30 protein-coding genes are annotated in these 22,764 nt (G+C 53.1%); 26 read left to right on the top strand and 4 right to left on the bottom strand.

Annotated elements, in window-relative coordinates:
• The first annotated feature begins 1 nt into the window (after position 1).
• From IM304_RS12485 to IM304_RS12475, 3 genes are all read left to right on the top strand, one after another.
• The gene (locus tag IM304_RS12485) at positions 2 to 553 is read left to right on the top strand and encodes a toxin YdaT family protein (RefSeq protein ID WP_193355249.1); all 552 of its coding nucleotides are present in this window, start codon (positions 2 to 4) and stop codon (positions 551 to 553) included.
• Positions 554 to 637: 84 nt separating this feature from the next.
• Complete coding sequence (locus IM304_RS12480; protein WP_193355248.1) at positions 638 to 1,555, top strand: replication protein; 918 nt, start codon at positions 638 to 640, stop codon at positions 1,553 to 1,555.
• A complete protein-coding gene (locus tag IM304_RS12475) occupies positions 1,552 to 2,238 on the top strand; it encodes a replication protein P (RefSeq protein WP_193355247.1) in 687 nt (228 codons plus the stop codon). The genes IM304_RS12480 and IM304_RS12475 overlap by 4 nt, the downstream gene beginning before the upstream one ends.
• 84 nt (positions 2,239 to 2,322) lie before the next feature.
• On the opposite strand, the gene IM304_RS12470 is transcribed toward IM304_RS12475, so the two are convergent.
• Positions 2,323 to 3,216 carry a dihydrodipicolinate synthase family protein gene (locus IM304_RS12470; RefSeq protein ID WP_193355246.1) on the bottom strand — a complete coding sequence of 298 codons (894 nt, stop codon included), beginning with the start codon at positions 3,214 to 3,216 and terminating at the stop codon, positions 2,323 to 2,325.
• Between the two features lie 20 nt (positions 3,217 to 3,236).
• Positions 3,237 to 3,932, bottom strand: a complete 696-nt coding sequence (locus IM304_RS12465) for a B3/4 domain-containing protein (RefSeq protein ID WP_193355245.1) — start codon at positions 3,930 to 3,932, stop codon at positions 3,237 to 3,239.
• Between the two features lie 43 nt (positions 3,933 to 3,975).
• On the opposite strand from IM304_RS12465, the gene IM304_RS12460 reads away from it, so the two are divergent.
• From IM304_RS12460 to IM304_RS12405, 13 genes are all read left to right on the top strand, one after another.
• The gene (locus IM304_RS12460; protein ID WP_193355244.1) at positions 3,976 to 4,578 is read left to right on the top strand and encodes an XRE family transcriptional regulator; all 603 of its coding nucleotides are present in this window, start codon (positions 3,976 to 3,978) and stop codon (positions 4,576 to 4,578) included.
• A 76-nt stretch (positions 4,579 to 4,654) separates the two neighbouring features.
• Positions 4,655 to 5,116, top strand: coding sequence for a GNAT family N-acetyltransferase (locus IM304_RS12455; RefSeq protein ID WP_193355243.1), 462 nt, complete (start codon positions 4,655 to 4,657; stop codon positions 5,114 to 5,116).
• Positions 5,117 to 6,247: 1,131 nt separating this feature from the next.
• A complete protein-coding gene (gene cspA, locus IM304_RS12450) occupies positions 6,248 to 6,460 on the top strand; it encodes an RNA chaperone/antiterminator CspA (RefSeq protein WP_064910676.1) in 213 nt (70 codons plus the stop codon).
• 488 nt (positions 6,461 to 6,948) lie between these two features.
• Positions 6,949 to 7,173, top strand: a complete 225-nt coding sequence (locus tag IM304_RS12445; RefSeq protein WP_193355242.1) for a DinI family protein — start codon at positions 6,949 to 6,951, stop codon at positions 7,171 to 7,173.
• A 106-nt stretch (positions 7,174 to 7,279) separates the two neighbouring features.
• Positions 7,280 to 7,522, top strand: a complete 243-nt coding sequence (locus IM304_RS22270) for a hypothetical protein (protein ID WP_224065701.1) — start codon at positions 7,280 to 7,282, stop codon at positions 7,520 to 7,522.
• Between the two features lie 39 nt (positions 7,523 to 7,561).
• Entirely contained in the window at positions 7,562 to 8,164 is a 603-nt protein-coding gene (locus tag IM304_RS12440; RefSeq protein WP_193355241.1) for a DUF1367 family protein, read from the top strand.
• A gap of 4 nt (positions 8,165 to 8,168) precedes the next feature.
• The gene (locus IM304_RS12435; protein ID WP_193355240.1) at positions 8,169 to 8,375 is read left to right on the top strand and encodes a hypothetical protein; all 207 of its coding nucleotides are present in this window, start codon (positions 8,169 to 8,171) and stop codon (positions 8,373 to 8,375) included.
• A complete protein-coding gene (rusA, locus tag IM304_RS12430; RefSeq protein ID WP_193355239.1) occupies positions 8,372 to 8,734 on the top strand; it encodes a crossover junction endodeoxyribonuclease RusA in 363 nt (120 codons plus the stop codon). Before IM304_RS12435 ends, rusA begins: the two co-directional genes overlap by 4 nt.
• Positions 8,731 to 9,564 carry an antitermination protein gene (locus IM304_RS12425; protein ID WP_193355238.1) on the top strand — a complete coding sequence of 278 codons (834 nt, stop codon included), beginning with the start codon at positions 8,731 to 8,733 and terminating at the stop codon, positions 9,562 to 9,564. The genes rusA and IM304_RS12425 overlap by 4 nt, the downstream gene beginning before the upstream one ends.
• Before the next feature lie 731 nt (positions 9,565 to 10,295).
• Positions 10,296 to 10,496 (top strand): hypothetical protein, encoded by a 201-nt coding sequence (locus IM304_RS12420; protein WP_193035758.1) that lies wholly within the window; start codon positions 10,296 to 10,298, stop codon positions 10,494 to 10,496.
• 287 nt (positions 10,497 to 10,783) lie between these two features.
• Positions 10,784 to 11,008: a class II holin family protein gene (locus tag IM304_RS12415; protein ID WP_176610207.1), complete on the top strand. Its 225-nt coding sequence runs from the start codon at positions 10,784 to 10,786 to the stop codon at positions 11,006 to 11,008.
• Entirely contained in the window at positions 10,986 to 11,480 is a 495-nt protein-coding gene (locus IM304_RS12410; protein ID WP_193355237.1) for a lysozyme, read from the top strand. Before IM304_RS12415 ends, IM304_RS12410 begins: the two co-directional genes overlap by 23 nt.
• Positions 11,477 to 11,854, top strand: a complete 378-nt coding sequence (locus IM304_RS12405; protein WP_176610209.1) for a DUF2570 domain-containing protein — start codon at positions 11,477 to 11,479, stop codon at positions 11,852 to 11,854. The genes IM304_RS12410 and IM304_RS12405 overlap by 4 nt, the downstream gene beginning before the upstream one ends.
• A gap of 933 nt (positions 11,855 to 12,787) precedes the next feature.
• Here the strand turns inward: IM304_RS12405 and IM304_RS12400 are convergent.
• Both IM304_RS12400 and IM304_RS12395 read right to left on the bottom strand, forming a co-directional pair.
• Complete coding sequence (locus IM304_RS12400) at positions 12,788 to 13,096, bottom strand: hypothetical protein (RefSeq protein WP_193355236.1); 309 nt, start codon at positions 13,094 to 13,096, stop codon at positions 12,788 to 12,790.
• A complete protein-coding gene (locus IM304_RS12395) occupies positions 13,068 to 13,655 on the bottom strand; it encodes a hypothetical protein (RefSeq protein ID WP_193355235.1) in 588 nt (195 codons plus the stop codon). The genes IM304_RS12400 and IM304_RS12395 overlap by 29 nt, the downstream gene beginning before the upstream one ends.
• Positions 13,656 to 13,727: 72 nt before the next feature.
• Here IM304_RS12395 and IM304_RS12390 point away from each other — a divergent pair, with 72 nt between their 5' ends.
• The 10 genes from IM304_RS12390 (at position 13,728) to IM304_RS12345 (ending at position 22,748) form a co-directional block, all read left to right on the top strand.
• A complete protein-coding gene (locus IM304_RS12390) occupies positions 13,728 to 14,231 on the top strand; it encodes a DUF1441 family protein (protein ID WP_193355325.1) in 504 nt (167 codons plus the stop codon).
• A gap of 3 nt (positions 14,232 to 14,234) precedes the next feature.
• Positions 14,235 to 16,352 (top strand): phage terminase large subunit family protein, encoded by a 2,118-nt coding sequence (locus IM304_RS12385; protein WP_193355234.1) that lies wholly within the window; start codon positions 14,235 to 14,237, stop codon positions 16,350 to 16,352.
• Positions 16,349 to 16,564, top strand: a complete 216-nt coding sequence (locus IM304_RS12380; protein ID WP_048221188.1) for a hypothetical protein — start codon at positions 16,349 to 16,351, stop codon at positions 16,562 to 16,564. The genes IM304_RS12385 and IM304_RS12380 overlap by 4 nt, the downstream gene beginning before the upstream one ends.
• A gap of 8 nt (positions 16,565 to 16,572) precedes the next feature.
• Entirely contained in the window at positions 16,573 to 18,093 is a 1,521-nt protein-coding gene (locus IM304_RS12375; RefSeq protein ID WP_193355233.1) for a phage portal protein, read from the top strand.
• Positions 18,041 to 20,143: a ClpP-like prohead protease/major capsid protein fusion protein gene (locus IM304_RS12370; protein ID WP_370627125.1), complete on the top strand. Its 2,103-nt coding sequence runs from the start codon at positions 18,041 to 18,043 to the stop codon at positions 20,141 to 20,143. Before IM304_RS12375 ends, IM304_RS12370 begins: the two co-directional genes overlap by 53 nt.
• Positions 20,144 to 20,213: 70 nt before the next feature.
• A complete protein-coding gene (locus IM304_RS12365; RefSeq protein WP_193355232.1) occupies positions 20,214 to 20,549 on the top strand; it encodes a DUF2190 family protein in 336 nt (111 codons plus the stop codon).
• Positions 20,549 to 20,905 carry a hypothetical protein gene (locus tag IM304_RS12360; protein WP_193355231.1) on the top strand — a complete coding sequence of 119 codons (357 nt, stop codon included), beginning with the start codon at positions 20,549 to 20,551 and terminating at the stop codon, positions 20,903 to 20,905. Before IM304_RS12365 ends, IM304_RS12360 begins: the two co-directional genes overlap by 1 nt.
• A 1-nt stretch (position 20,906) precedes the next feature.
• Complete coding sequence (locus IM304_RS12355) at positions 20,907 to 21,569, top strand: hypothetical protein (RefSeq protein ID WP_193355230.1); 663 nt, start codon at positions 20,907 to 20,909, stop codon at positions 21,567 to 21,569.
• A gap of 8 nt (positions 21,570 to 21,577) precedes the next feature.
• Positions 21,578 to 22,132 (top strand): hypothetical protein, encoded by a 555-nt coding sequence (locus tag IM304_RS12350; RefSeq protein ID WP_193355229.1) that lies wholly within the window; start codon positions 21,578 to 21,580, stop codon positions 22,130 to 22,132.
• Entirely contained in the window at positions 22,125 to 22,748 is a 624-nt protein-coding gene (locus tag IM304_RS12345; RefSeq protein ID WP_193355228.1) for a phage baseplate assembly protein V, read from the top strand. Before IM304_RS12350 ends, IM304_RS12345 begins: the two co-directional genes overlap by 8 nt.
• The last annotated feature ends 16 nt before the right edge of the window (positions 22,749 to 22,764 follow it).

Here is a 22,764-nt window from a genome sequence, read left to right as displayed (position 1 = left end):
AATGCAAACTGTTTCATTTCAACAGAGTAGCAGAGCTTCCTCTAATCCACTGATATTCCCCTGTCATCAAAGCGAATCGGCAGCGCAGGATATTGATCATCGCGATATTTGTTCTGCAGTCCGGGCGTGGGCAGCGGCAGAAGGGCGTGTAGCTGTTGCGCTTCAAATCCAAGAAGCGGCGGAAGAACTTCAACTTGATGGCGTGGATTTCTCAGGCCAGGCCGATGTCTGGAACGTGAAGCTGTTCCGCTGGCTCGATAACAAAGAAGACTCCGCATCGTACCGAAAGAACGTCGAACAGTTGGTGCCAGCGATCATGTCCGTATTACCGCTTCGATATCGCGACCGTGTTGTAAAGAACGACTCGTTTGCGTATCGCATGGCCAGATTAGAAAAAGAGGTGAGTGAGGCGAAGCAAGCTCTGATGCTCGATGCACCGAAGAAGGAAAAGCTGAAGGAGTTATGCGAGGGTATTTTCGAAATGTTCAGGATCGATCCGGACCTTACGGCGCCGCTGCTGGCGATGGTCACTACCATGTTGGGGGCAATGTGAAGACTTCAGAAAAGGCGAAAGCCGGTCTGCGCTAACAGAACCGACTTTCAGGTGCAAAAGTGGCTAACGATTGCGGAGATAAGTATGTCAAACACAGCTGAAATTATCAATTTCCCCCACAGAACCGAACAACCGGGAGGTCGTATGGCCGACCTGTCGAATGGGTATACAAAGGTCGCTAACGAGATCCAACAGCTCAAGCCTCGTCTGAGAATGTCAGGCCGGGAGTGGCAGTGTTTTGAGGCGGTGATCTGGCTTACCTATGGCTGGAACAAGAAGCAGGACCGCGTTACGAACACGGTGATCGCCGAGCTTACAGGATTGAGTGATTCCCACGTTTCTGATGCGCTAAAATCGCTCGCAGAACGCAAAATCATCTTCAGTCAGAAGCAGGGCGTGATGAAAACGGTCGGTATAAATACTGACCTTTCCGCCTGGATTTTAGACAAACCGAAAACGGGAAAAGTCTTCCCGAAATCGGGAAAAGTGTTACCGAAATCGGGAAAAACCTTCCCGGAAACGGTAGACACCCAAGACTATAACAAGAACAATATTAAAATATCCTCGTCTCGGAATTCTGACGAATCCCGAAACCAGAAAACTCATAAGTTTCTCTCACGCCATCCAGAAGCTGCCGCCGGGATATACACCCCGGCAGGTAAATCATGGGGATCCGCTGACGACCTCAAGGCCGCACACTGGATTTACGACAGGCTTCTCACCGTCAACGCATCGCTATCCGAGCCAAACTGGGCTGAATGGGCAAACACCATCAGGCTGATGCGTGTCCAGGACAAGCGTACTCACTACGAAATCTGTGACTTGTTCCAGTGGGCTAACCGGGACGAGTTCTGGAAAGACAACATCCTGAGCCCCTCGAGTCTTCGCAAACAGTGGGATCAGCTCACCACGAAGCGGCTGCGCGCAACCGGAACGCCAAAACCTTCCCGCGGCGGCATCGACCTGCATAACACCGACTGGATTGACGGGGTGCTGGAATGAAAAACCTAGCCGAGAGCATTCGCAATTTTGACAGGGAACAGGCTCGCCGCTTGGCCCATAACCTGTCTGAGCAGTACACCGAACGCGAACAAACGCAGCAGGTGGCGCAGATTATCAACGGGCTGTTCGTACAGCTGGCCGCCGCGTTCCCCGCAAGCTTGGTTAATCGCAGTCAGGAGGATGTGAACGAGATCCGCCGACAATGGGTGCTGGCGTTCAAAGAAAATGGGATAACCACCATGGAGCAGGTTGAAGCCGGTATGCGCATGGTACGCCGCCAGGAGCGTCCGTTCCTGCCTTCGCCAGGCCAGTTCATCAAATGGTGCAGGGAAGGGCGATGCGTACTGGGGATCACCACCAATGAAATCATGGCCGAATACTGGAAGTGGCGTAAGCTGGTATTCCGGTACCCGAGCAGTGAGCAGTATCCTTGGCCGAAACCGGTTTTTTACCACATCTGCCTCGAACTGCGTCGCCGCGGAACCGATGTTCAACTGAGCCATAAAGAGCTCGAGCGTGAAGCTGGCGATATTCTGGACATGTGGGAAAAGCGGGTGCTGTCCGGGAAGCAGATTCCGCCTGTTCGACGGGCGTTGGCTGCACCAGTTGCTCCGAAGGGGCCGACACCGGCGGAGCTTTTGAAAGCTAAATATGCTCGCTTGAAAGCTGGTGGCAGGGCATAGAGATGCAATGGTCCGCTTTGAGCTAGAAGCGGACCTAAAGAGGTTGTTTCAAAAGGACCTGTAGCTGCCAGTCCTGCGGAGAGATCACTTCAGATCTAGCGTGCTTATCACATGGGCAATATCCGCGATGTCGGCAGCTGACAACGATTGCAGAGGTCGAGGCAGGCAATCCGTGTCGGTAAGCTCAAGTACACCAGCAGCAGCGGCAATAACGCGAATACTTCCGCCATGTTTACGGAACAGCGCCCACAACGGTTCAAGTCGCGCTGTCAGTGCAGTAACGCGTACATGATCCTGCGCTGCTGCTGCGTCAGTTATCTGTTTTGCTGTTTGCGGGAATAGACCGCCGCACACGGAGTACCAGACTTCACAACCCGCATTTAATCCGAGCCCGGCATAGGCATCGCCACTAATACCGATGGTTACATCAGGGCGCAGTTGTTGGCGCAACGCAGCCACTCGTTCCGTCGCTGCCTCCGGACTAACGGGGACACCGGGGATCTTAACCGAGCGAACGCCCTCAAGTGACGAGAGACGCCCGTGCAGTTCATCCGTAAAGGTAAAATGCGTGGTACCTGGATTATCATAGATACACACCGGTACTGACACGTGGTGGGTAACGGTCTCGAAGAGCGAGAAGACTTCGTCATCACGGAGTGTTTGATAGCAGACCGCCGGGAGTAAAAGGGCATTCGCGCCAGCTGCCTGCGCATCATCTACCAGATGCAGAATAGCGTCGGTACTGACCGCCCCCACACAAACCATCATTGGGATATCCCCGGCATGCTGTTTTGCCAGAGTAGCGATACGCTTGCGCTGCTCCCGGGTCAGATAGGCATAACTTCCGGTTGACCCCAGAATGCCTATAGAATCCACACGTGCCGCCGTAAGGCGGGTCAGAATATTAATGAACCCCTGCTCATCGACTCCATTGCCGGTGACTGGGGTTAACGGGAAAGCAGACAAGCCAGTAAACATTTTATTTCTCCTGAATGGTATTACTGGCATTGCTCTTCGATAAGAGCCACTTCAAACCACAGACCGGGCATCATTTTTTCCAGGCCGTCGGTCAACATCTTCCCGGCTTCGTGAAGTTTATCCAGCGGCATCTGCGGCAGGCTTTCCAGAATAAACCACATTTGTTGAGCTTCCACGCCTAAGCGAGTTCTGATCCCCTGTCGCCAGTTCCAGCGACGGCAGGTCACGCCAATATCATCACACCAGATAATCTCTCCTTGTGAAGGATATTCAACGGCCGTTTCCCCCTCTTTGACGGTATCAAAAGGCTCTGTTCCTTTTGCCACCCCCAGATGCGGCGAACCCTGATACGCAGCAATATTCTCTCCACCAACCGGAACGGCATAGCGGAGACTAACGGCATTATAAAGATCAACGATGGGATCGATCGCTGGCATCGTTCCGCCACGTAATACACGCTTGCGTAACGCATCCGCTGAGCAAGGGGTGCGCTTAGGTTTAGCTCCAAACTTTTGAAAAACGTCGGCCCATGCGATCAGATGAGATTCCGCCCATTTAGGCTCACCGGCCAGAACCGCTTCACAAGCTTCCCGCAGCGCCGTTTCTCCGATATCGAGGTTAAGCACTGGCGCAGCTTTTACGTAGATACTGAGTGCCCGAAAGCCGGGAGCAATGCGATAAATTTCAGGGGCAATTGACGGGGTGACTGTTAACACGAGATAATCCTTTAATGACCAATTTATTCCATGATAATGACCCATGACCAAAAAAGTCAATTTAATGACCGATGCAAATGCTATCGTCAACACCGTAAATGAAGCCGTATCTCAGCGGATTAAGCTGTATCGTAAGCAAAAGAAAATATCTCTCGATGAACTCTCCCGCCGGGCGGGCGTCAGCAAGGGAGCACTGGTTGAGATTGAGGGGTGCCGGGCAAATCCCAGCATAGCCCTGTTATGCCGTCTCGCCGCCGCGATGGGCGTTTCGGTGGCTGATTTTGTAGATGTCAGCTCCAAACCGACCGTGCACCTCATTGCTAAAGATGAGATCCCTGAATTGTGGGCTGGAGAAAAAGGTGGGAGAGCAAGGTTGCTTGCTGGTTCGGGTGGCCCTGATATGACCGAGCTCTGGATGTGGGAAATGCAACCGGGGGAAAAGTTTGCTTCGCCCGGCCACACGGGAGGGACGCTTGAGCTGTTATATGTACAGACGGGCACGCTCACGCTGGGTGTGAAGGATCACCTGTATCAGGTAAAAACTGGCTGTTCGGCAACAGCCAGAACGGACGTTCCTCATTTTTATGAGAATCAGGGGGAGTGCCCACTGGTATTCATCATGACAGTACATGAAAAAGCATCCTGAGCATGGCCCAATTTAGAAACCAGCCCTCGCCAGCAAGGTTTGTCTGTTCACAAGTAAATGCAGAAGGTGATGTTCAGTGAGTAATCAGCACCTGAATTTTACCAAAGACCAGTTTACTGTCACAACCGACCCTGCTTCTTTTCAACTGGAAGCCATTCACGATTACCTCTCGCAATCTTCCTGGGCTCCTGGCATTGATGCTGAAACGGTCAGGATTTCAGTCCAGAACAGCCTTTGTTTTGCGCTTCTGGATGGAACAAGGCAAATTGGCTTCGCCCGTCTGGTCACTGACTATGCCACTTTTGGTTATTTGTGCGACGTCTATGTGCTGGATGAGTATCAGAAAAGTGGTCTTGGTCGTTGGCTGATTGAATGCTGTCACGTTCATCCGTTGATCTCACGCCTGCGACGAATAATGCTGGTCACCGACAGCGCGCCCTGGTTATACCAAAAACTGGGGTATAACCCGTTGAACAGGCCAGACTTTGTCTGGCAGATCAATCGACCAGACATTTATCGTAAAACCGAAGGTAAGTGAATTCCTTCGGAGAGTAATGACAAATGTCAATCCGTAGGGCTGGCGCGTCTGATCCAGAAGAATTTGCCATATTCGCGAAGCAACTTTGCGATGTCCGCTTTTGGCACAAAGCTGACATTCCAGCCTGTGTATGACCGTAAAAACTACCTTCACGTGATAAGCCGCTTCGGGTAATGACGAGGCGCTTTTGTGACATGCTGGAAAACCAACTTAGATGTTCACTGAAAGCCCGGTTACCCTGGCTAAACGACCCTTAGAAAATTCTAAGGCGAAATATTCACATAATATTATCCATTGCGTGCTATAAACGAGGCTGCAAAAACGCCAAAATGGCGGTAAAGAGACATGGCATGAAATTACGAATCACAAGAGCAATTGGCCTCAGCAAGTTCTCGCCACGTTGGGTTAAGGTTATCTGTTTACGGTTAACTAAAAATGATATTGAGCGCTCTCTCAACGCTTTTCTGACAACAATTGATGAATCTGAACTCTCTCCGGAGCAAGTCAAATTGCTAAGAGAATGCGTTGACAGAATTAACTTGGCAAGGGGGAAGGGGATGAAGGCCTGATCCCCTAAAATGCTGACCTTATGATGATTTGAAGGCTTACTTCCTATTCTTCAATGATATTTGTCGAAATCTAAATTTTCTAAGCTATAGAATTTTATTAGGGATAATGATGGAAAAGGGCTTAAAGCCAGAGCAAATCAAAAGCTGGAATGATTTTAACAAGAAAGACAAACACTATATGCGTCATCGTTAGCGGTTTTCACAAGGTTGAAGCATAAAATGAATAGAGATGACAGGACACGGCATTTCTCCCGACAGAAAGAGTAACGTGTAAATTTGGTACTCTTCTCAGCAATTTTAAAATATCGTTGAATTGTAAATTTCCTCAGTAAATCGCTGACAAATCTAATCTTGCTTAATGTCTCATAAGGGTTCACTATGTGTCCTCGGTTTGGCATACAGACCTTATGAAAGCAGTTTTAGCAAAGCAGTCCTCATTTCAAGTGTTATCCATAGATACTCTTCTGCATGAGCCTTCTCCAAATTGCCCAGTAAGTCCTCATTTGCAATCAGGCCATGTTCGCCACAACTTGTGGCTCAAAAAAAATTAAAGGATGTATCTATGTCAAATAAAATGACTGGTTTAGTAAAATGGTTTAACTCTGAAAAAGGCTTCGGTTTCATTAGCCCAACTGATGGTAGCAAAGATGTTTTTGTACATTTCTCTGCTATTCAGAGTAATGATTATAAAACGTTGGATGAAGGCCAAAAGGTTGAGTTCTCGATTGAGAATGGCGCCAAGGGGCCGGCAGCTGCTAACGTTATTGCGCTGTAATACCTGAGAGTGACCTGAACACTTACGACAGCGATGACGGCATAAGCCTGAGCAGATAAGTGAAAGTCATAAGAAACCCGCCTTGAGCGGGTTTTTTTACGTTTCGTGCATGGCATGCTAAAGAGAACGATCATACTCTTTACTTCAACTGCTGGAGTGAAAATACGAAACCGAACAGTGCTAACCCAACGATTGTGACCAAAAGCAAACCAATTAGTAATTTCCAGCCTAACACCTTTCCTCTATCACTCTTCTTCATAACCTTGAATGATATTAATATTAATGTTCAAAGAACAACCGGAACGGACGATTTTCAGAGAAGGAGCCGAACAGAGCTTTTTAGCTGAATTAAAGCCAGCCTATGTTCGTTTAGGGGATTTGTACGGACCTGAGGTATGCATTTTGTGCTCGTAAAGCGTTGCAAAATCCGTGAGATACGTTTATAAATGAGCTGTATATACATACAGTAATTCATTGCGGAGGGAAAAATGAAAATCGTGTTAACCATTGATCGCATGAAGAAACTTCCTTATGGAGCTATACCTGCACTTGAGTCAGAACAGTATAAAAGACTCAGTAAGCAGTTCGATGATTGCCAGCTTACGATTATGCGTGCCAGTAATGATGGTTTGACTGTTTTCGGGGGCGACAAGAAAGAGGTCGAACATATCCTGCAGGAGACCTGGGAAAGCGCGGACGAGTGGTTTTATTAATCGCGTGAATTTCACTGGAGCAGTTTAAAAGAGTATCGCTGTTTGCGTTCCCCTGGCTGTTCCCGATTACTGTTTACCGCGTCAATAAGTCGCTCTGGGGGAAATAGTGTGTAGTGCAGATGCCTTTAATGCAGATGATCAATGGTACGACGTGGTCAGAAGGGCCGATAAAGCAGTTATCTATAGCTTCCCGGCGGAAGGGAGATATCTGGTTTATCGAGTAAATGGAATAGTTTCGTTACGACCATTACTTGAGGAGGAAGAAATATTCACTCTCAACGGGTTTATGCAGTTTGCAAAACGACTGGGGTACCGAGTAACACCACCGTCTGATATTATCCTTTCATAGGCCTGAACAACCTATACCTGATGCGCCACGGAGAGAACCATGGCGCTAGAATTACAACTTATCAAACACCATTCAGGAATACTGATCCCGGCAACGCCCGAGACCAGCGATATCCTGCAATCAAAAATCCGGCTCGGCGATGTTCTTGTTGCCGAGTTCAGGCGGGTACGAAACCCGGCATTTCACCGGCGCTTTTTCGCGCTTCTCAATCTCGGTTTTGAATACTGGGAACCAACCGGCGGGGCTATCTCGAGTAACGAGCGGAAGCTGATAACCGGCTACGCCAAGTTCCTGGCTTCGTATGGCGGGAATGAGGGCGCGCTGATCGATGCAGTTGAGCAGTATCTGGAACAGGTTGCTTACCGGCGCGTCACGAATGGTATTAGCCTGTGCAAATCCTTCGATGCTTACCGCTCATGGGTGATCGTCGAGGCAGGGCACTTTGATGCCATTCAGCTACCTGACGGCACACTCAAAAAGCATCCACGTAGCATCTCCTTCGCCAACATGGACGAGCTCGAGTTCCAGCAACTCTATAAAGCTGCGCTCGATGTCCTCTGGCGCTGGGTCCTGTCCCGTTCATTCCGCAGTCGCGATGAAGCCGAAAACGTCGCCGCGCAGCTGCTTGGCTTCGCGGGGTGATGGAATGAAGTTTTCCTGGTTCCACCACACCGATTGCAGCACCGAACAGGCCGAAGAACTGGTTAAGCGTTACAAAGCGCGCGGCGTGCGAGTTGAGCGCAGCCTTAATCAGGATTACGTGACCTGGACTGTCAGTGCATTCCTTCCGACCTCAAATACACCAGCGCGACCGGATAGCCGCTGGCGAAACCGGATGTGGGGGGGAACGTGAAGACATATCAAATCACTTTGCCCTGGCCGCCGAGCAACAACCGGTATTACCGGCACAACCGCGGGCGCACTCACATTAGCGCCGATGGCGTCGCGTACCGCTATGTAGTTGCCAGCGTCATTCAAAGCGCCCGGCTTAATATTCGGACAGCTGCACCACTCAAAATCCGAATTGAATGTCACATGCCCGACCGCCGACGCCGCGATCTGGATAACCTGCAGAAAGCTGCATTCGACGCTTTAACCAGGGCGGGGTTCTGGCTGGATGACTGCCAGGTTGTGGATTATCGCGTTGTGAAAATGCCTGTCGTTAAGGGCGGAAAATTAGAACTCACCATCACCGAGCTGGAGACCGCATGAATCTTGAAAGCACCCTCAAATATCACTTCGCCAAATCAACAATGATTAGCGACTCTCCGCGCGCTACGGCGTCAAATTCATTAAGCGGAACGGATATCATGGCCGCTATGGGCATGACACAGGAACGGGCCGCCATGGGTTACAGCGCTTTTCTCGGGAAGATGGGGATCAGCAACAATGACCGGAAGAGGGCGATCGAACTGCTGGCCCAGTACGCGTTGACTAAGTGCGATCGGGTGCCTGCGCTGCGCAAACTGGATCAAGGGGTTAAACCACTGGTGATGCATCAGCTGGCTGCCTTCGCGTTTGAAGACTATTCCCGCAGCGCTGCCAGCGTGAAGCAGTGCGATGGCTGCAAAGGGGAAGGGTTTATTGACGCTGAGGTTTTCAGCATGAAGTCTCACACTCCGGCAAGAGAGAAGAGGTTTGTGAAGATGTCTCTGAATATGGACGTCAAAGGCATTTGTCCTTCTGAGTATGAAGTACGCAGGAAGGTCAAGGAGGTGGCGCGCGTTCTGTGCCCTCAGTGTAAGGGCAAGAAGGTTGTAAGTTGTGCCTGTAGAGATTGCCATGGACGCGGGAAAGCCGTTAATCAGGTCCTTACTGAACAGCAGGGTGTGCCGGTTATGGCTGACTGTAAGCGCTGCAGCGGGCGGGGGTATGAACGAATTCCTTCCACTGAGGCTTACGCCGCGGTGTGCCAGATAACGGATGCAATCAGCCTCGATACCTGGAAGAAGTCTGTTAAGCCATTCTACGACCAGCTCATCACCAAGTTTGATATCGAAGAGGCGTGGGCTGATGCGCAGCTGAAGCAGATAACAAAATAGGGCGTGAATTTATCGTGAGCTATTTACTTTTCCCTAAACTGTGGTAATTTTGGTCTAACGATGGGCTTTATATATCCATAGTTAAAAATTCTGAACCTCGCCTCGGCGGGGTTTTTATTATTTTGTAAATAGTAAATTAAATGTATCTTTTAAGCACTATGCCACGTAGAGTGCTCGGGTGGTGAATCCCCCTAAGCGGTGGGGCGGCTAGGCAAAACCAGTCGGGTTTATGGAACGCGGTTCTGTGGTCTAGCGCAGAGTCACCGGGAGGCACCCGGCACCACAACTTTAATTTCTTTATTTTTAGGCTGCCCAAAGGCAGCTTTTTTGCTTTATGACCTACCTCTTGCACAACCAGCTCAACCTAGAATGAGCCTGTGTTTACGGTTGGGCTAAGAACTTTCTTAAAAAATTCGGGAAGCACAAACCATTTGGCATATGTTTCATCAAAGGAACTATCTTTTAATAGGCATTTGATAATGCTCTCGATACTGAAAACACTGGGTGGGGATACACCCGCTTCGCAGAGACAACTGCATGACCCATGACCAGCAGCTTATTGCTGGTCTTTTTTTTCGCCATCAGCTCAACTGGAAAGAACACGGAGCTGTGCTTATTGCTTGACACCTCGATGGCGGTCCAAGGAATTACTTAATTAACGATTTAGTATTTCTAACACCAACACTCACACCGCTGCCATATAATCAAATCCTCACACCGAGGAGATGGCAATGAAAGAAGGTTTCTACTGGATACAGCACAACGGCATAGTGCAGGTTGCTTACTACACCGCCGGTGTCACCGAGGACCTTGAAACGGGCCAGACAATAACTGGTGTCTGGCATCTGACTCGAGGTGATGATATTTGTCACAATGGTGAGGCAGAAATAATCAGCGGGCCGCTGCATGCCCCTTTAAGCACTGATTGCTAATTCCAAAAGCACTGACATCTATAATATTCCGCGCCACTGGCCTCGTCGCCAATGGACGGCGGTAAGTTGGAATTATCCGCGAGGTCAGTCCAAATCCCTCTAGCCCCGGCATAAAGCCGGGGCTTTTTTGTATCTGAGTCGTAGCTATGTGGACTTTGATGCGCTGATGCTGCGGCTTTTTTATTTCAGGCTCTTGGCCATCACACTCGACCATTCTTGTTGTTAGTACAAGCCCGAGAGCCTGATCGTCCCTATCAATAACACCTCGGGACTATCGGAGGTGAGAGATGTTACGAATGGATAAAATAACTACCGGCGCCGCTTACGGGGCTTCTGCGGGGAGCGTGTTAAACGGCATTCTGAACGCATACAGCCCTGAGCAGTGGAACGCCATAGGCGTGCTGGTGGGCATAGTTATCGCTGTACTTACGTATGTTACGAATTTGTATTTCAAGATCCGTGAAGAAAACCGCCGCAGCAGGAGCCGAGATGAACCCGACACTCAGAAATAAGCTGGTGGGTGCCATTGTTGGCGGATCCGGAGCAATCTCTATTGCAGCTGTCATGCTGGGCAATGCAGATGGCCTGGAAGGGCGACGATATTACGCCTATCAGGATGTCGTCGGCGTCTGGACTGTTTGCGATGGTCACACCGGCGCTGACGTTCGCCGCGGTCATCGCTACACCGATAAAGAATGTGACGCTTTGCTTCAATCCGACCTGCGTAAGGTGGCAAATGCTATCGACCCGCTGATCAAAGTTCGCATTCCTGAACCTACCCGCGCCGCGCTTTACACCTTCACCTACAACGTTGGCTCTGGTGCTTTCGCCAGCTCCACGCTGCTGAAGAAGCTGAACGCCGGTGACGTGTTGGGAGCATGCAAAGAACTGCAACGATGGACGTATGCAGGCGGCAAGCAGTGGAAGGGCCTGGTAACCCGGCGTGAGATTGAACGTGAAGTTTGCGAGTGGGGCCAGAAATGAGCCGATTTACAGCAATCATTTGCGCTGTCGTTATCTGTCTGCTGGTTTTCATGGCCTGGGCTATTAACCACTACCGTGGCAATGCGATTACCTATAGAGACCAGCGCGATAAAGCGACGGTCAGGGCAGATACATCAGAAGCGATCACCAACAACGTGATCATCGCAATGAACCTCATCCGTGACATTTCACAGGCAACTCAGAATGCAAAGAACGACTTGGCCCAAAAGGGCGAGACGCAAATTGTCTACATCAGGCAGGAGCTTGAAGGTGATCTGTGCGCTAAGCAGCTTGTTCCTTCTGCCGCAGCTAACAGCCTGCGGGAATACGCAGACAGTGTACGTACCGGCGCCGCTGGTACCGATAAGCGCTGACCTGACCGCAGATACCCCAATCCCCGGAATGGTGGTTCCGTTCACGTGGCAGGCGAGTCTGGAGTTAAACGCTCAGCTCATAACGGCGCTAGGGCAATGCAATCTTGATAAAGCAGCAATACGTAAAATTGAAAAGGAAAGGCAGCACGTAAAATAATCATTGTTCGCAGGGGGCGGCAACCCGACCGAATTCCAGCAGGACTGGGATAAGCAGACCGATGTAAAATAGAACCTCATCCATGAGGCTCTGACACAGTCTCTCCTCTGGACTTTAACCGTAGCAAAGTCTCACAACTCAGCACTCGATCGGCATTAATGTGTTACAGTTAGACCGTGGTGAATCCCCCTCAGCGGCGGGGCTAATTAACCTGACGACTCTTCTTCATGAGGGCATCGTGAATTTCTGGAGCAAGCGGGTCATGGTTGGTTAACCTAAAGGCTCACCGGGAGGCACCCGGCACCACATCTATACGAACCGCAGATCATCAACTGGTAGGCTGGATAATACTTATCGCGAATAAGTGATAAAAAATGCCCCCAACTAGGAGGGCAAAAGGAGTCTCAGTTTTACTTGCTCTTTTTATCGATGGTTCCCTGGAGTTGGCAATCTCCTCATCAGAGTCTTGAAGAGCTTGGCAGTCAGCCAGTAATCAACAAGCGTAAGCGTAAAGCATTAGGAATTTCCTTAGGTTAACGGTATTCGCTAGTTCTTACTTGTTCCATATGACTTACCTGACATCCCCTATAAACAGATTGCATTTCACTCGAAATTACATGCATTAAAAGGTATGGGTTGAACTGCGTTCTGCCATAAAAAATGCCCCTGGTGCGGGGCAATTATGAGTTGAATCTTTTGTTATGTTTTTAGTGTTTCTTGCTCTAAGGCTGGGGGACATTAACATCTTGCTCAAATAATGCAAACATAATGCACATTTAAATGTAAGGACATAAACCGACACGAGTGGATAACGACCTTTCTCCACAAGAAGGGATGGGCATTACAGCAGGCATCCAGTGAATACCTGCGATACTTCCTGTTTTAAAATCCAAATTCTGGGCGGCAATCTTAATACCTATTGCCAGTGCCTGGTTGGTCAGAAGTTTCAGGGTTTCTTTTGTGCCTGATTTGAGTGCCGCTGAGATTTGCTTACCCAGAGGCTGAGATTGCGAGTCAATCGCGCCCGGAATAGCTTTCATAACTTCCAGCCCCTTTTCAGTCAGAACCAGATTGAAAAAAATCATTACCGTTTCCAGCCTGCATGCTCAAATAGCCTGCGCTGGCGAGCCATTGAATGGTATACGATGCGATCTCACACTCAGTCACCATCTCGTCTGGTATACCGTGGTGCATGTACAAATCCTGTTGTCCGATAATATCTCCGATTGTTAAATCAACTGGGATTGGTAACGATTCGTAAAGCAGCGCAAATACCCTTCCTGCATATTCATCAAAACTACTGATATTGGACACGATTATGAATAACTCCCTGTATGAGAAGGAAGAATCGAAAGCAGCCCTGATCAAAGAGCTACGGGATGCTATTACAGCACAACTCACCGGAGATATGGACTGGGTGAGAACACGGGCATTCTGGGCCTCACGATTGCCATTAATCCCGCCGGAAGTGTTGGCTGAATCACTGGCAGCAGCTATCTGTAAAGGCGCATCTCTGCTGGCATCAAAGCAAAGGTGACAATTGCTATTATGTGTAAAAGGTACTTCCGGCAATTCTGGACACCGAGGGGGCGAGGACACGCGGAAAACGGCTAGTTTTTTGCATTTTATAGGTTTCATCATCATCCTTTTAACCTCTTGATATTTCAGTCCTGAGCATTTGCAGGATGTCGAAATGACTATTTTTTGTTCACCATCATGGATAACGAACTGAAAAATTTCCGGCTGAATATCACGCAGCTGGCAGCCATTACCGATCTGCACCGCCAGACGGTCGCAAGCAAGCTGGCAAATGTTCAGCCGGCACCGGGCAGCAATCCGAAACTTAAGCTTTATGCCATCACCGATATCCTCAAGGAGTTGCTGACGAGTACCACACCGTCGGAGCTGGTGGACGTCGACAAAATGCTTCCCCCCGATCGTAAAGCCTGGTTTCAGTCGGAGCGTGAAAGGCTCAAGTTTCAGCAGGAAACAGGGGAGCTAATACCGGCCTCCGAAGTCACCCGAGAATTTTCCTCCATGGCAAAAGCAATGGTTCAGGTGCTGGAGACGTTACCCGACATTCTTGAACGAGACTGCGCCATGACCCCTTCTGCAGTTGTCAGGGTGCAGCAGGTTATTGACGATCTGCGCGACCAGATAGCCCTCAAAGTTGAGCAGGCCGACTCACCGGAACAGGAGGATATGCCAGAAGAGGAGTAAATCATGCGACAGGCCACGGCAGCGGAAGTCAGGCGTAACGCTTCCGCCATTCTCAAAGCCCCGCGCCGTATGCCTGTGGCTGAGGCAGTTCAAAAATTTATGCGCGTACCTATGGGAGCCGGTAACTCGGTACCGTGGGACCCTGCTGTCGCTCCCTATGTGATCGAGCCGATGAACTGCCTCGCTATGCGTGAATACGATGCGGTGGTGTTTGTTGGTCCGGCACGAACGGGGAAAACGATCGGTCTGGTGGATGGCTGGGTTGTATACAACATTGTCTGCGACCCGTCCGATATGCTCGTCGTTCAGATGACCGAGGAGAAAGCCCGCGAGCATTCAAAAAAGCGACTGGCCCGAGCCTTCCGTGTCAGTCCTGAAGTGGCGAAACGCCTGAGCCCGTTGCGAAACGATAACAACGTGCATGATCGTACTTTTCTGGCGGGGAACTACCTCAAGATTGGCTGGCCTTCCATCAACATTATGTCCTCGTCAGATTTCAAATGTGTGGCGCTCACCGATTATGACCGCTTCCCTGAGGACATCGACGGCGAGGGTGACGGCTTTACCCTGGCTTCCAAGCGTACCACGACCTTTATGTCCGCCGGGATGACGCTGGTGGAGTGTTCTCCAGGGCGTGATATTCGCGACAGCAAATGGCGCCGTAAGTCTCCTCATGAAGCGCCACCGACGACAGGTGCGCTTTCTCTGTACAACCGCGGCGATCGCCGCCGGTGGTACTGGCCGTGCCCGCACTGTGGTGAATATTTTCAGCCAGCCATGGAGGCCATGACCGGCTACAGGGATGAACCGGATCCGGTTAAAGCCAGTGAGGCGGCACACCTGCTTTGCCCGCACTGCAGCAGCATTATCACCGCAGATAAAAAGCGCGAGCTTAACGGTGCCGGAGTCTGGTTGCGTGAAGGTCAGAGCATTGATCGTGACGGCAATATTTCCGGTGAGCCGCGCCGCTCCCGTATCGCCAGTTTCTGGATGGAAGGCCCTGCAGCTGCGTATCAGACCTGGGCGCAGCTGGTCTACAAGCTGCTGACCGCTGAGCAGGAGTACGAGGCCACGGGCAGCGAAGAAACCCTCAAGGCGGTTATCAACACCGACTGGGGGCTGCCGTACCTGCCGCGCTCGGCCAGCGAACAGCGGCGCGCCGATGTGCTGATGCAGCGGGCGGAGGATTACGGTAAACGCCTGGTCCCGCCTAAGGTGCGTTTCCTGCTGGCGGCCGTGGACGTCCAGGGCGGCAAAAAGCGCCGTTTCGTCGTGCAGATTATCGGTTATGGCGAAAACGGAGAGCGCTGGCTGGTGGATCGCTACAACATCCGCCAGTCGTTGCGCTGCAATGAGCATGGTGAGGCGGAGCCGATCCACCCCGGCGCGTATCCGGAGGACTGGCAGCTGCTGGTCTCCGATGTGCTGGAAAAAACGTATGCGCTTCAGTCTGACCCTACGCGGCGTATGCCGGTGCTGGCCATGGCCGTCGACAGCGGCGGTGAAGAAGGCGTGACCGACAACGCCTATAAATTCTGGCGCCAGTGCCGCCGTGACGGCCTGGGTAAACGTGTTTACCTGGTCAAGGGTGACAGCACAAAGCGGCAGAAAATCATCACCAAAACTCACCCGAATAATACCGAACGCAGCGACCGTCGCGCTGATGCGCGTGGCGAGGTGCCGGTGTATCTGCTGCAGACCGACCTGCTCAAGGATCAGCTCAGCAACAATCTGGACCGTGAGACCCCCGGTGCGGGCTATATCCATTTTCCTGACTGGCTGGGTGAATGGTTCTACGAGGAACTGACCTACGAAGAGCGCGGTGTGGACGGTAAATGGCGCAAGCCTGGCAAGGGCGCCAACGAAGCCTTTGACCTGTTCTGCTATGCCCATGCCGTTGCGGTTCTGCGCGGCTACGAAAAAATTCGTGACTGGGAAAAACCCCCTGCCTGGGCTGAGCCGCAGGATCTCAACCCAAATATTCATGAAGGGGAACGCCCACGGGAGATAACTGTGAAAAAAACAAAACCTGTTCAGTCGACTGTCCAGGCTGAACCTGAAAAGGGCGCCGGACTGTCCGGCAGCTGGCTGGGATCTTCCGGTAAGGGGGGCTGGCTGTGACGAAAGACGACATCTGGAGAACGCTGCTGATGGTGCGTCAGGCCTACCAGGATTCGCTGGATGGCAAGAGTATCTCCTTTACCGGCGTTAATGGTCGCGCCATTACCAACCACGACCCGAAAGCGCTGCGCGACGAGCTTGAATACTGGGAGCGTCGCTGGCGGGCGGTCAACAGCCGTGGTGGTTCGTACAAACTCGCTAACTTTCTGTAAGGCGTTCTATGGGCATTCTTGAAAGAACACTGGGGGCTATTTCCCCCGGGTGGGCAGCGGCGCGCGCACGGGACAGACTCCGGCTTAATGCGTATGAAGCGGCCAACCCGTCACGGCTGCACAAGGCCAAAAAGCAAAGCCAGTCTGCGGACACCTCGGTATTTGCAGCAGGCCAGTCCCTGCGGGAACAGGCCCGCTGGCTCGATGAAAACCATGACCTCGTGATCGGCCTGTTCGACAAAATGGAAGACCGGGTAATTGGCGCCCACGGCATCCATGTTGAGCCTCAGCCACTCGATCTGGAGGGTAATCTCCATTCCGATTTTGCCGGGCAGCTTTCGGCACTCTGGGCGGAATGGTCCGTGCGTCCGGAAGTGACCGGCATGTTTACCCGCCCGGAAGCCGAGCGCCTGCTGTTGCGTTCTGCGCTGCGTGACGGGGAAGTGTTCACGCAGCTGGTCAGGGGGAATGTGCCGGGCCTGCAGCATGCCACGTCGGTACCGTTTTCTCTGGAAATGCTGGAAGCGGATTTTGTGCCGTTCAACCTTAACAGCACCGCAGGTCAGCAGGTTCGTCAGGGCATCATCGTAAACGAGTGGGGACGTCCAGTCGGGTACCGGGTTTACAAATACCACCCGGCTAACATGACGCGCTTCAGCGCCGGACTGAAAACTGTCTCCGCTGACAACATGCTTCACCTGGCACAGCGCAAGCGTCTGCACCAGCTACGCGGTATCAGCCTGATCCACGGAGTCATTACCCGTCTTTCGGACATCAAGGATTATGAAGAGAGCGAGCGCGTGGCGGCCCGTATTGCCGCTGCGCTGGGCTTCTACATCAAGCGCGGCGATGCACAGTCACTTGGCGATGAAGGTGAGTTTTCAACGCCCGGCGGGCAGCGTCACTACGATATCGCGCCGGGCATGATTTACGACGAACTGCGGCCCGGCGAAGACCTGGGCATGGTGGAATCAAACCGCCCGAATGTTCATCTCTACGAATTCCGCAACGGGCAGATGCGGGCCGTGGCCGCAGGTACGCGCGGCAGCTATTCCAGCATTGCCCGGGACTATAACGGTACCTACAGCTCCCAGCGTCAGGAACTGGTGGAGAGCTTCGAAGGGTACAACGTCCTGCAACAGTGGTTTGTCGGCCAGCACAGCCGGCCCGTTTACCGCGCATGGCTGGCGATGGCCTTGCTGAGCGGCGTTGAAGTCCCGCCGGATGTGGATCCGAATTCTCTCTATAACGCGCTTTATCTCGGGCCGGTGATGCCGTGGATTGATCCGGGCAAAGAGGCGAACGCCTGGAAAGCCATTGTGCGCGGTGGTGCCGGCACTGAGGCGGAATGGGCACGGGCGCGGGGTAAAAACCCGCAGGAGGTTAAACGCCAGCGACTGCGTGAAACCGAGTTTAACCGTCAACACGGGCTGGTGTTTGATTCCGACGCCGCCAATGACAAAGGAGCGATGCCAGATGCAACGGCAAAACCAGACAATTCCCGGCGTGAGCCGGACGATGATGATTAACCCCCGCGCCAGCCTGGCGGGTGTCGATGCGGCAAGCGGTCAGTGCTGGTATGAAATCCGCGCGCTGTCCGCGGGACGTGTCGAAATCTTCCTCTATGACGTGATCGGCGGCTGGGGCATTACTGCCCAGCAGTTCGTCGCTGACTGTAAAGAGGCAGGGGTGTTTGAGGCCAGCGCCGTGGATTTGCATATTCACAGCCCCGGCGGCGATGTCATGCAGGGCTTTGCCATCTACAACACCCTGTCCCGGCTGAAAGCGAAAGTGGATATCTGGGTGGACGGCGTGGCGGCCAGTATGGCCTCGATGATTGTCTGCCTGCCCGGTGCCACGGTGCACATGCCGGAGAACGCCTGGATTATGGTCCACAAACCGTGGGGTGGCATTGCCGGTGATTCTGACGACATGCGTGATTACGCCGCCTGGCTTGATCGTAACGAAGCCCTGATGCTCAGCGCCTACATGAACAAAACCGGACTGGGGCAGGAGGAGCTGGAGGCGATGCTGAAAGCGGAGACCTGGCTTAACGGTGCCGAGGCGGTGGAAAAAGGTTTCGCCGACACGCTTGAACCTGAACTGCAGGCCGCGGCCTGTGTGAATGAAAATAAACTGAAGGACTATCAGAACATGCCAGAACAGATTAAATCCCTTTTCACGCCGCGCGCCGAAGCTCCGGTGAATCAACCACAGCAGCCCGCGCCGGTACAGGCAAACCTTACCCCGCCAGCACCACAACAGCCCGCGCCGCAGATGACAAACATCGATATCACCGCGCTGGCCCAGCAGCTGCAGCAGCAGATGCACACGGCGAACGCGGAGCGCGTGAATTCCGTCTCAGCCGTGTTTGAGGCTTTCCCGGCCTTCGCGACGCTGAAGGCGGAATGCCTGGCCGATTTCTCCTGCAACGCCGAAAAGGCCCGCGACAAACTGCTGCAGGCGCTGGCTGCAGGAACCACACCGAGCGCCGGTCCGGGTGCCATTCATCTGTATGCCGGTAACGGCAATCTGGTCGGTGATTCCATTCGCGCTGCGGTAATGACCCGCGCGGGCTATGCGCAGGCCGAAAAGGATAACGCTTACAACGGTTACACCCTGCGCGAACTGGCGCGTGCCTCCCTGGTCGATCGCGGCATCGGTATCTCCGGAGCAGGTACGGCACAGGCGATGGTCGGGTTGGCGTTCACCCACAGCAGCAGCGATTTCGGCAATATCCTGATGGATGTGGCGCACAAGGCGGCGCTGATGGGTTGGGATGAGGCTACAGAGACATTCGAACAGTGGACCCGCAAGGGCACGCTGACCGATTTCAAAACCGCGCACCGCGTAGGTCTGGAATCACTCGCATCGCTTCGCAAGGTTCGCGCCGGGGCGGAATATAAATATGTCACCATCAAGGATCGCGGCGAGCCAATTGCCCTGGCGACCTACGGCGAACTTTTCAGCATTGACCGCCAGACCATCATAAACGACGACCTGGACATGCTGACCCGTATTCCGCAGGCAATGGGGCTTGCTGCGCGTGCCACCGTGGGCGATCTGGTGTGGGCGGTGCTGACCAGCAACCCGAAAATGTCCGACGGTAAGCCGCTGTTCCATGCCGATCATGGCAACCTTGTCTCCGCCGATTTGAGTATCGAAGGCCTGGATACGGCGCGTAAGGCGATGCTGCTGCAGAAATCCGGCGATCGCCGTCTGAATATACGTCCGGCCTACATGCTGACACCAGTGGCTATCGAGTCACGCGCTAACCAGCTCATCAAGTCAGCAAGCGTGCCGGGTGCGGATGCCAACAGCGGTATCGTTAACCCGATCCAGAACTTTGTGACGGTGGCCTCTGAGGCGCGTCTGGATGACAGCAGCCAGACGGATTACTACCTGACCGCTGCGCAGGGACGCGACACTATAGAAGTGGCGTATCTGGATGGTATTGATACGCCGTATCTGGAGCAGCAGCAGGGTTTTACCGTTGACGGTGCCGCCTTCAAGGTGCGTATCGATGCCGGGGTGGCACCGCTTGACTGGCGCGGCATGGTTAAAGTCACGAAAAAATAACGACCGTCATCTGACGTTTTTTTTTATTACGGAGTGGCGCGTGCTGCTCCTTTTTTGTCTGGAGAGAAAAATGGCGAAAAATTATCAGCAGGACGGCAACACCCTGGATTTTCAGAATGCCGGTGCGACCGATATTCATTCTGGTGACGCCGTGCTTTCAGGGGAGGTGGTGGGCGTTGCTCACGATGACATCCCGGCAGGGCTGTGGGGCGTGCTGCACACCACGGGCGTGTTCGTTCTGCCAAAGGTGGCGGAAGCAGTCACTCTCGGCCAGAAGCTATATCTGGCTGACGGTAAGCTGACAGCAGAAGCGGGGGAGGCGGCGGCGCCGAACCCCCTGGTGGGTACGGCCTGGGCTGCTGCGGCGGCAGATGCCGAATCTGTTCCGGTCCGGCTTGGCTACTGATGAACCGCTTTCGTCAACGCCTGTTGAACGCGGATGCCCGGATCTCCCGGGCATTTGCCGAAGAGGTGCCTGCCGTCCTGTCTATTGACGCTGAGTTGCGTCCTGTTACCGTGATTTTCGAGACGCCGGATGCCCCGGTTGACGTGCCCGGCGGGGGGCAAATTCAGGATCGCTCTCCGGCCTTCAGCGCGATGACTGCCGATATCGCGGGGCTTGAGAAGCACCATGAGGTGGAAATTAACGGTACCGCTTACCGCATAACGCACATTGGTGCCGATGAAGAAGGGCGGACCCGCGTCACCCTGGCTTATGGTGCACCGGGAAAACCGCAGCCGGAAATCAACAAGTGGAGCTGATATGGCGCGTGTATCCAGACTGCGACGGGATTTACCCGTCGATATCGATGTGGATGCCATCTGGCGGATTGCGGAGCACATTGGTGCCACCCATAAGCAGTTTCGGGCGGCGTATTCACGCGCGCTGAAACGCACCGCTGCTACGCTGCGTAAGAAAGCGGTTGCTGACATGAAGGACGGTCTGGCACCGCGCAGTCTCGATATGGTGCGCCGGCGTCTGCTTTCCTTTCGACTCGATCGCAATTCTCAGTCGAACCTGGATAACTTCCGGCTCTGGTTCGGCCTGAACGCCATCAAGGTAAAAGACCTGAAAGGCCGGATTAACGGGAGGTTGAGGCCTCACCATACCCGGCGGGATAAATCCACCGGACGGTTTATTAAGGCGCGGCGCCAGGCAGAAAACGCGGGTTTTACCCCAAAAGGGAGCCTGCTGTCACCGCGCACGTATGAAAACGGGGAGGTGGCGCGATCCCCTCGGGAGAACCGTCGGACGGTGGTTATTCGCGATCCTGACACCCGACGGACCCGCGAGGCTGAAGTCGATATTTATGAGCCGATGCTGAACTACATCGAGGATAACGCCTTTGCCGAGGCGATGGAGATTTTCATGCATCACTTTGAAACCGATCTGCGCGGGCGCGTGAAAGCCCGTATTTCTGTCTGAGGTAAACCATGGCCGAGCCATTGTTGCTGGGGCAGTATCACGATGCTGTTACCGGCGCGCTGAAAGAAATTGACTGGGTGCGCGACGCCGATGCCTATCCGGAAAAAAATGTCCCACGCTTTACCGGGCTGACAACACCGGCGGTGTATTTCTCCATTAACGGCTGGGAGCAAGGCGGGGGCAATGAGGGGCAGCTCAACGTTACTCTGTCCTGCGATTTGTTCGTGGTGGTGGATGCGGCCGGCGCGGGCGTCAGCCGACCGGAAATTTTTCTGCGCACGGCGGCCGCAGATATCACCCAGTGGATTGATGGTCAGCTGTTCGGCCTGACCAGTCTGGAGCCTGCCGTGTTTATCGATGCGTCACGCGATGAGTTTGATCCGCGCATGGATGATTATCTGGTCTGGCGTATTTCCTTCACACAGTCAGCGGCTTTTGGTGCGGATCCGTTTGCGCAGCTAAATGCCCCGCTGAATGCCGTCTGGCTCGGTAAGGCGCCGGATATCGGCCGGGCACATGTGGACGATTATAAGCTGATTTACGAGGCAAAATCCGATGAGTGATATCGAGGGCGATTTACAGCGCCGCCTGGCAAATATTGTCAGGCGCGGGGTTATTCATTCTGTTAAGCATGACGGCATACCGAAGTGCCGGGTGGACCTGGGCGACATTACCACCACCTGGCTACCGCTCTGCCAGGGCTTTTCGGGGACTAACCGGGCTGACTCCAATCCGTATGCAGTCGGGGATGCGGTTACGGTACTGTCGGAGGCGGGCGAGCTGAATAATGGCCGGGTGTTTCCCGGCTGGAATACCGGCGGTCTGCCGGTGCCGGAGGGCAGCGACAGCGAGCATATCACCCGCTACGGTGATGGTACCGAGATCCGCTATGACCGTGCCGCGCATGCCCTGACTATTACCCTGGCGGAAGGCGGGACCTACAAAATTATCGGGAAAGGCACGCTGGACGGTCCGGTGGAAATCACCGATACCCTGACCGTACAGGGGAAAACGCAGATAAACGCCGACACGAACGTGGCCGGAAATATCGGTGCGACCCAGGAGATTTCAGACGGTGCCGGGAAAATGAGCGGGATCCGCGAAACCTATAACCGCCATGATCACAAAGAAAATGGTGACGGCGGTGGTACCACAAATCCCCCCAATCAAAAAATGTGACCTGCCGCGGCAGGTT

The sequence above is a fragment of the Enterobacter cloacae complex sp. P40C2 genome (genome assembly GCF_014930695.1).
GTDB classification, from domain to species: Bacteria; Pseudomonadota; Gammaproteobacteria; order Enterobacterales; family Enterobacteriaceae; genus Enterobacter; species Enterobacter pasteurii.
The sequence above is the reverse complement of the archived record's forward strand: the minus strand, read 5'-3'. Positions and strand labels throughout refer to the sequence as shown.

Coding starts and splice junctions, on each gene's coding strand:
- IM304_RS12485 (WP_193355249.1), top strand. CDS start 2: ATGCAAACTGTTTCATTTCAACAGAGTAGCAGAGCTTCCTCTAATCCA.
- IM304_RS12480 (WP_193355248.1), top strand. CDS start 638: ATGTCAAACACAGCTGAAATTATCAATTTCCCCCACAGAACCGAACAA.
- IM304_RS12475 (WP_193355247.1), top strand. CDS start 1,552: ATGAAAAACCTAGCCGAGAGCATTCGCAATTTTGACAGGGAACAGGCT.
- IM304_RS12470 (WP_193355246.1), bottom strand. CDS start 3,216: ATGTTTACTGGCTTGTCTGCTTTCCCGTTAACCCCAGTCACCGGCAAT.
- IM304_RS12460 (WP_193355244.1), top strand. CDS start 3,976: ATGACCAAAAAAGTCAATTTAATGACCGATGCAAATGCTATCGTCAAC.
- cspA (WP_064910676.1), top strand. CDS start 6,248: ATGTCAAATAAAATGACTGGTTTAGTAAAATGGTTTAACTCTGAAAAA.
- IM304_RS12445 (WP_193355242.1), top strand. CDS start 6,949: ATGAAAATCGTGTTAACCATTGATCGCATGAAGAAACTTCCTTATGGA.
- IM304_RS12440 (WP_193355241.1), top strand. CDS start 7,562: ATGGCGCTAGAATTACAACTTATCAAACACCATTCAGGAATACTGATC.
- IM304_RS12435 (WP_193355240.1), top strand. CDS start 8,169: ATGAAGTTTTCCTGGTTCCACCACACCGATTGCAGCACCGAACAGGCC.
- IM304_RS12425 (WP_193355238.1), top strand. CDS start 8,731: ATGAATCTTGAAAGCACCCTCAAATATCACTTCGCCAAATCAACAATG.
- IM304_RS12420 (WP_193035758.1), top strand. CDS start 10,296: ATGAAAGAAGGTTTCTACTGGATACAGCACAACGGCATAGTGCAGGTT.
- IM304_RS12415 (WP_176610207.1), top strand. CDS start 10,784: ATGTTACGAATGGATAAAATAACTACCGGCGCCGCTTACGGGGCTTCT.
- IM304_RS12410 (WP_193355237.1), top strand. CDS start 10,986: ATGAACCCGACACTCAGAAATAAGCTGGTGGGTGCCATTGTTGGCGGA.
- IM304_RS12405 (WP_176610209.1), top strand. CDS start 11,477: ATGAGCCGATTTACAGCAATCATTTGCGCTGTCGTTATCTGTCTGCTG.
- IM304_RS12400 (WP_193355236.1), bottom strand. CDS start 13,096: ATGATTTTTTTCAATCTGGTTCTGACTGAAAAGGGGCTGGAAGTTATG.
- IM304_RS12395 (WP_193355235.1), bottom strand. CDS start 13,655: ATGATGATGAAACCTATAAAATGCAAAAAACTAGCCGTTTTCCGCGTG.
- IM304_RS12390 (WP_193355325.1), top strand. CDS start 13,728: ATGGATAACGAACTGAAAAATTTCCGGCTGAATATCACGCAGCTGGCA.
- IM304_RS12385 (WP_193355234.1), top strand. CDS start 14,235: ATGCGACAGGCCACGGCAGCGGAAGTCAGGCGTAACGCTTCCGCCATT.
- IM304_RS12375 (WP_193355233.1), top strand. CDS start 16,573: ATGGGCATTCTTGAAAGAACACTGGGGGCTATTTCCCCCGGGTGGGCA.
- IM304_RS12370 (WP_370627125.1), top strand. CDS start 18,041: ATGCAACGGCAAAACCAGACAATTCCCGGCGTGAGCCGGACGATGATG.
- IM304_RS12365 (WP_193355232.1), top strand. CDS start 20,214: ATGGCGAAAAATTATCAGCAGGACGGCAACACCCTGGATTTTCAGAAT.
- IM304_RS12360 (WP_193355231.1), top strand. CDS start 20,549: ATGAACCGCTTTCGTCAACGCCTGTTGAACGCGGATGCCCGGATCTCC.
- IM304_RS12355 (WP_193355230.1), top strand. CDS start 20,907: ATGGCGCGTGTATCCAGACTGCGACGGGATTTACCCGTCGATATCGAT.
- IM304_RS12350 (WP_193355229.1), top strand. CDS start 21,578: ATGGCCGAGCCATTGTTGCTGGGGCAGTATCACGATGCTGTTACCGGC.
- IM304_RS12345 (WP_193355228.1), top strand. CDS start 22,125: ATGAGTGATATCGAGGGCGATTTACAGCGCCGCCTGGCAAATATTGTC.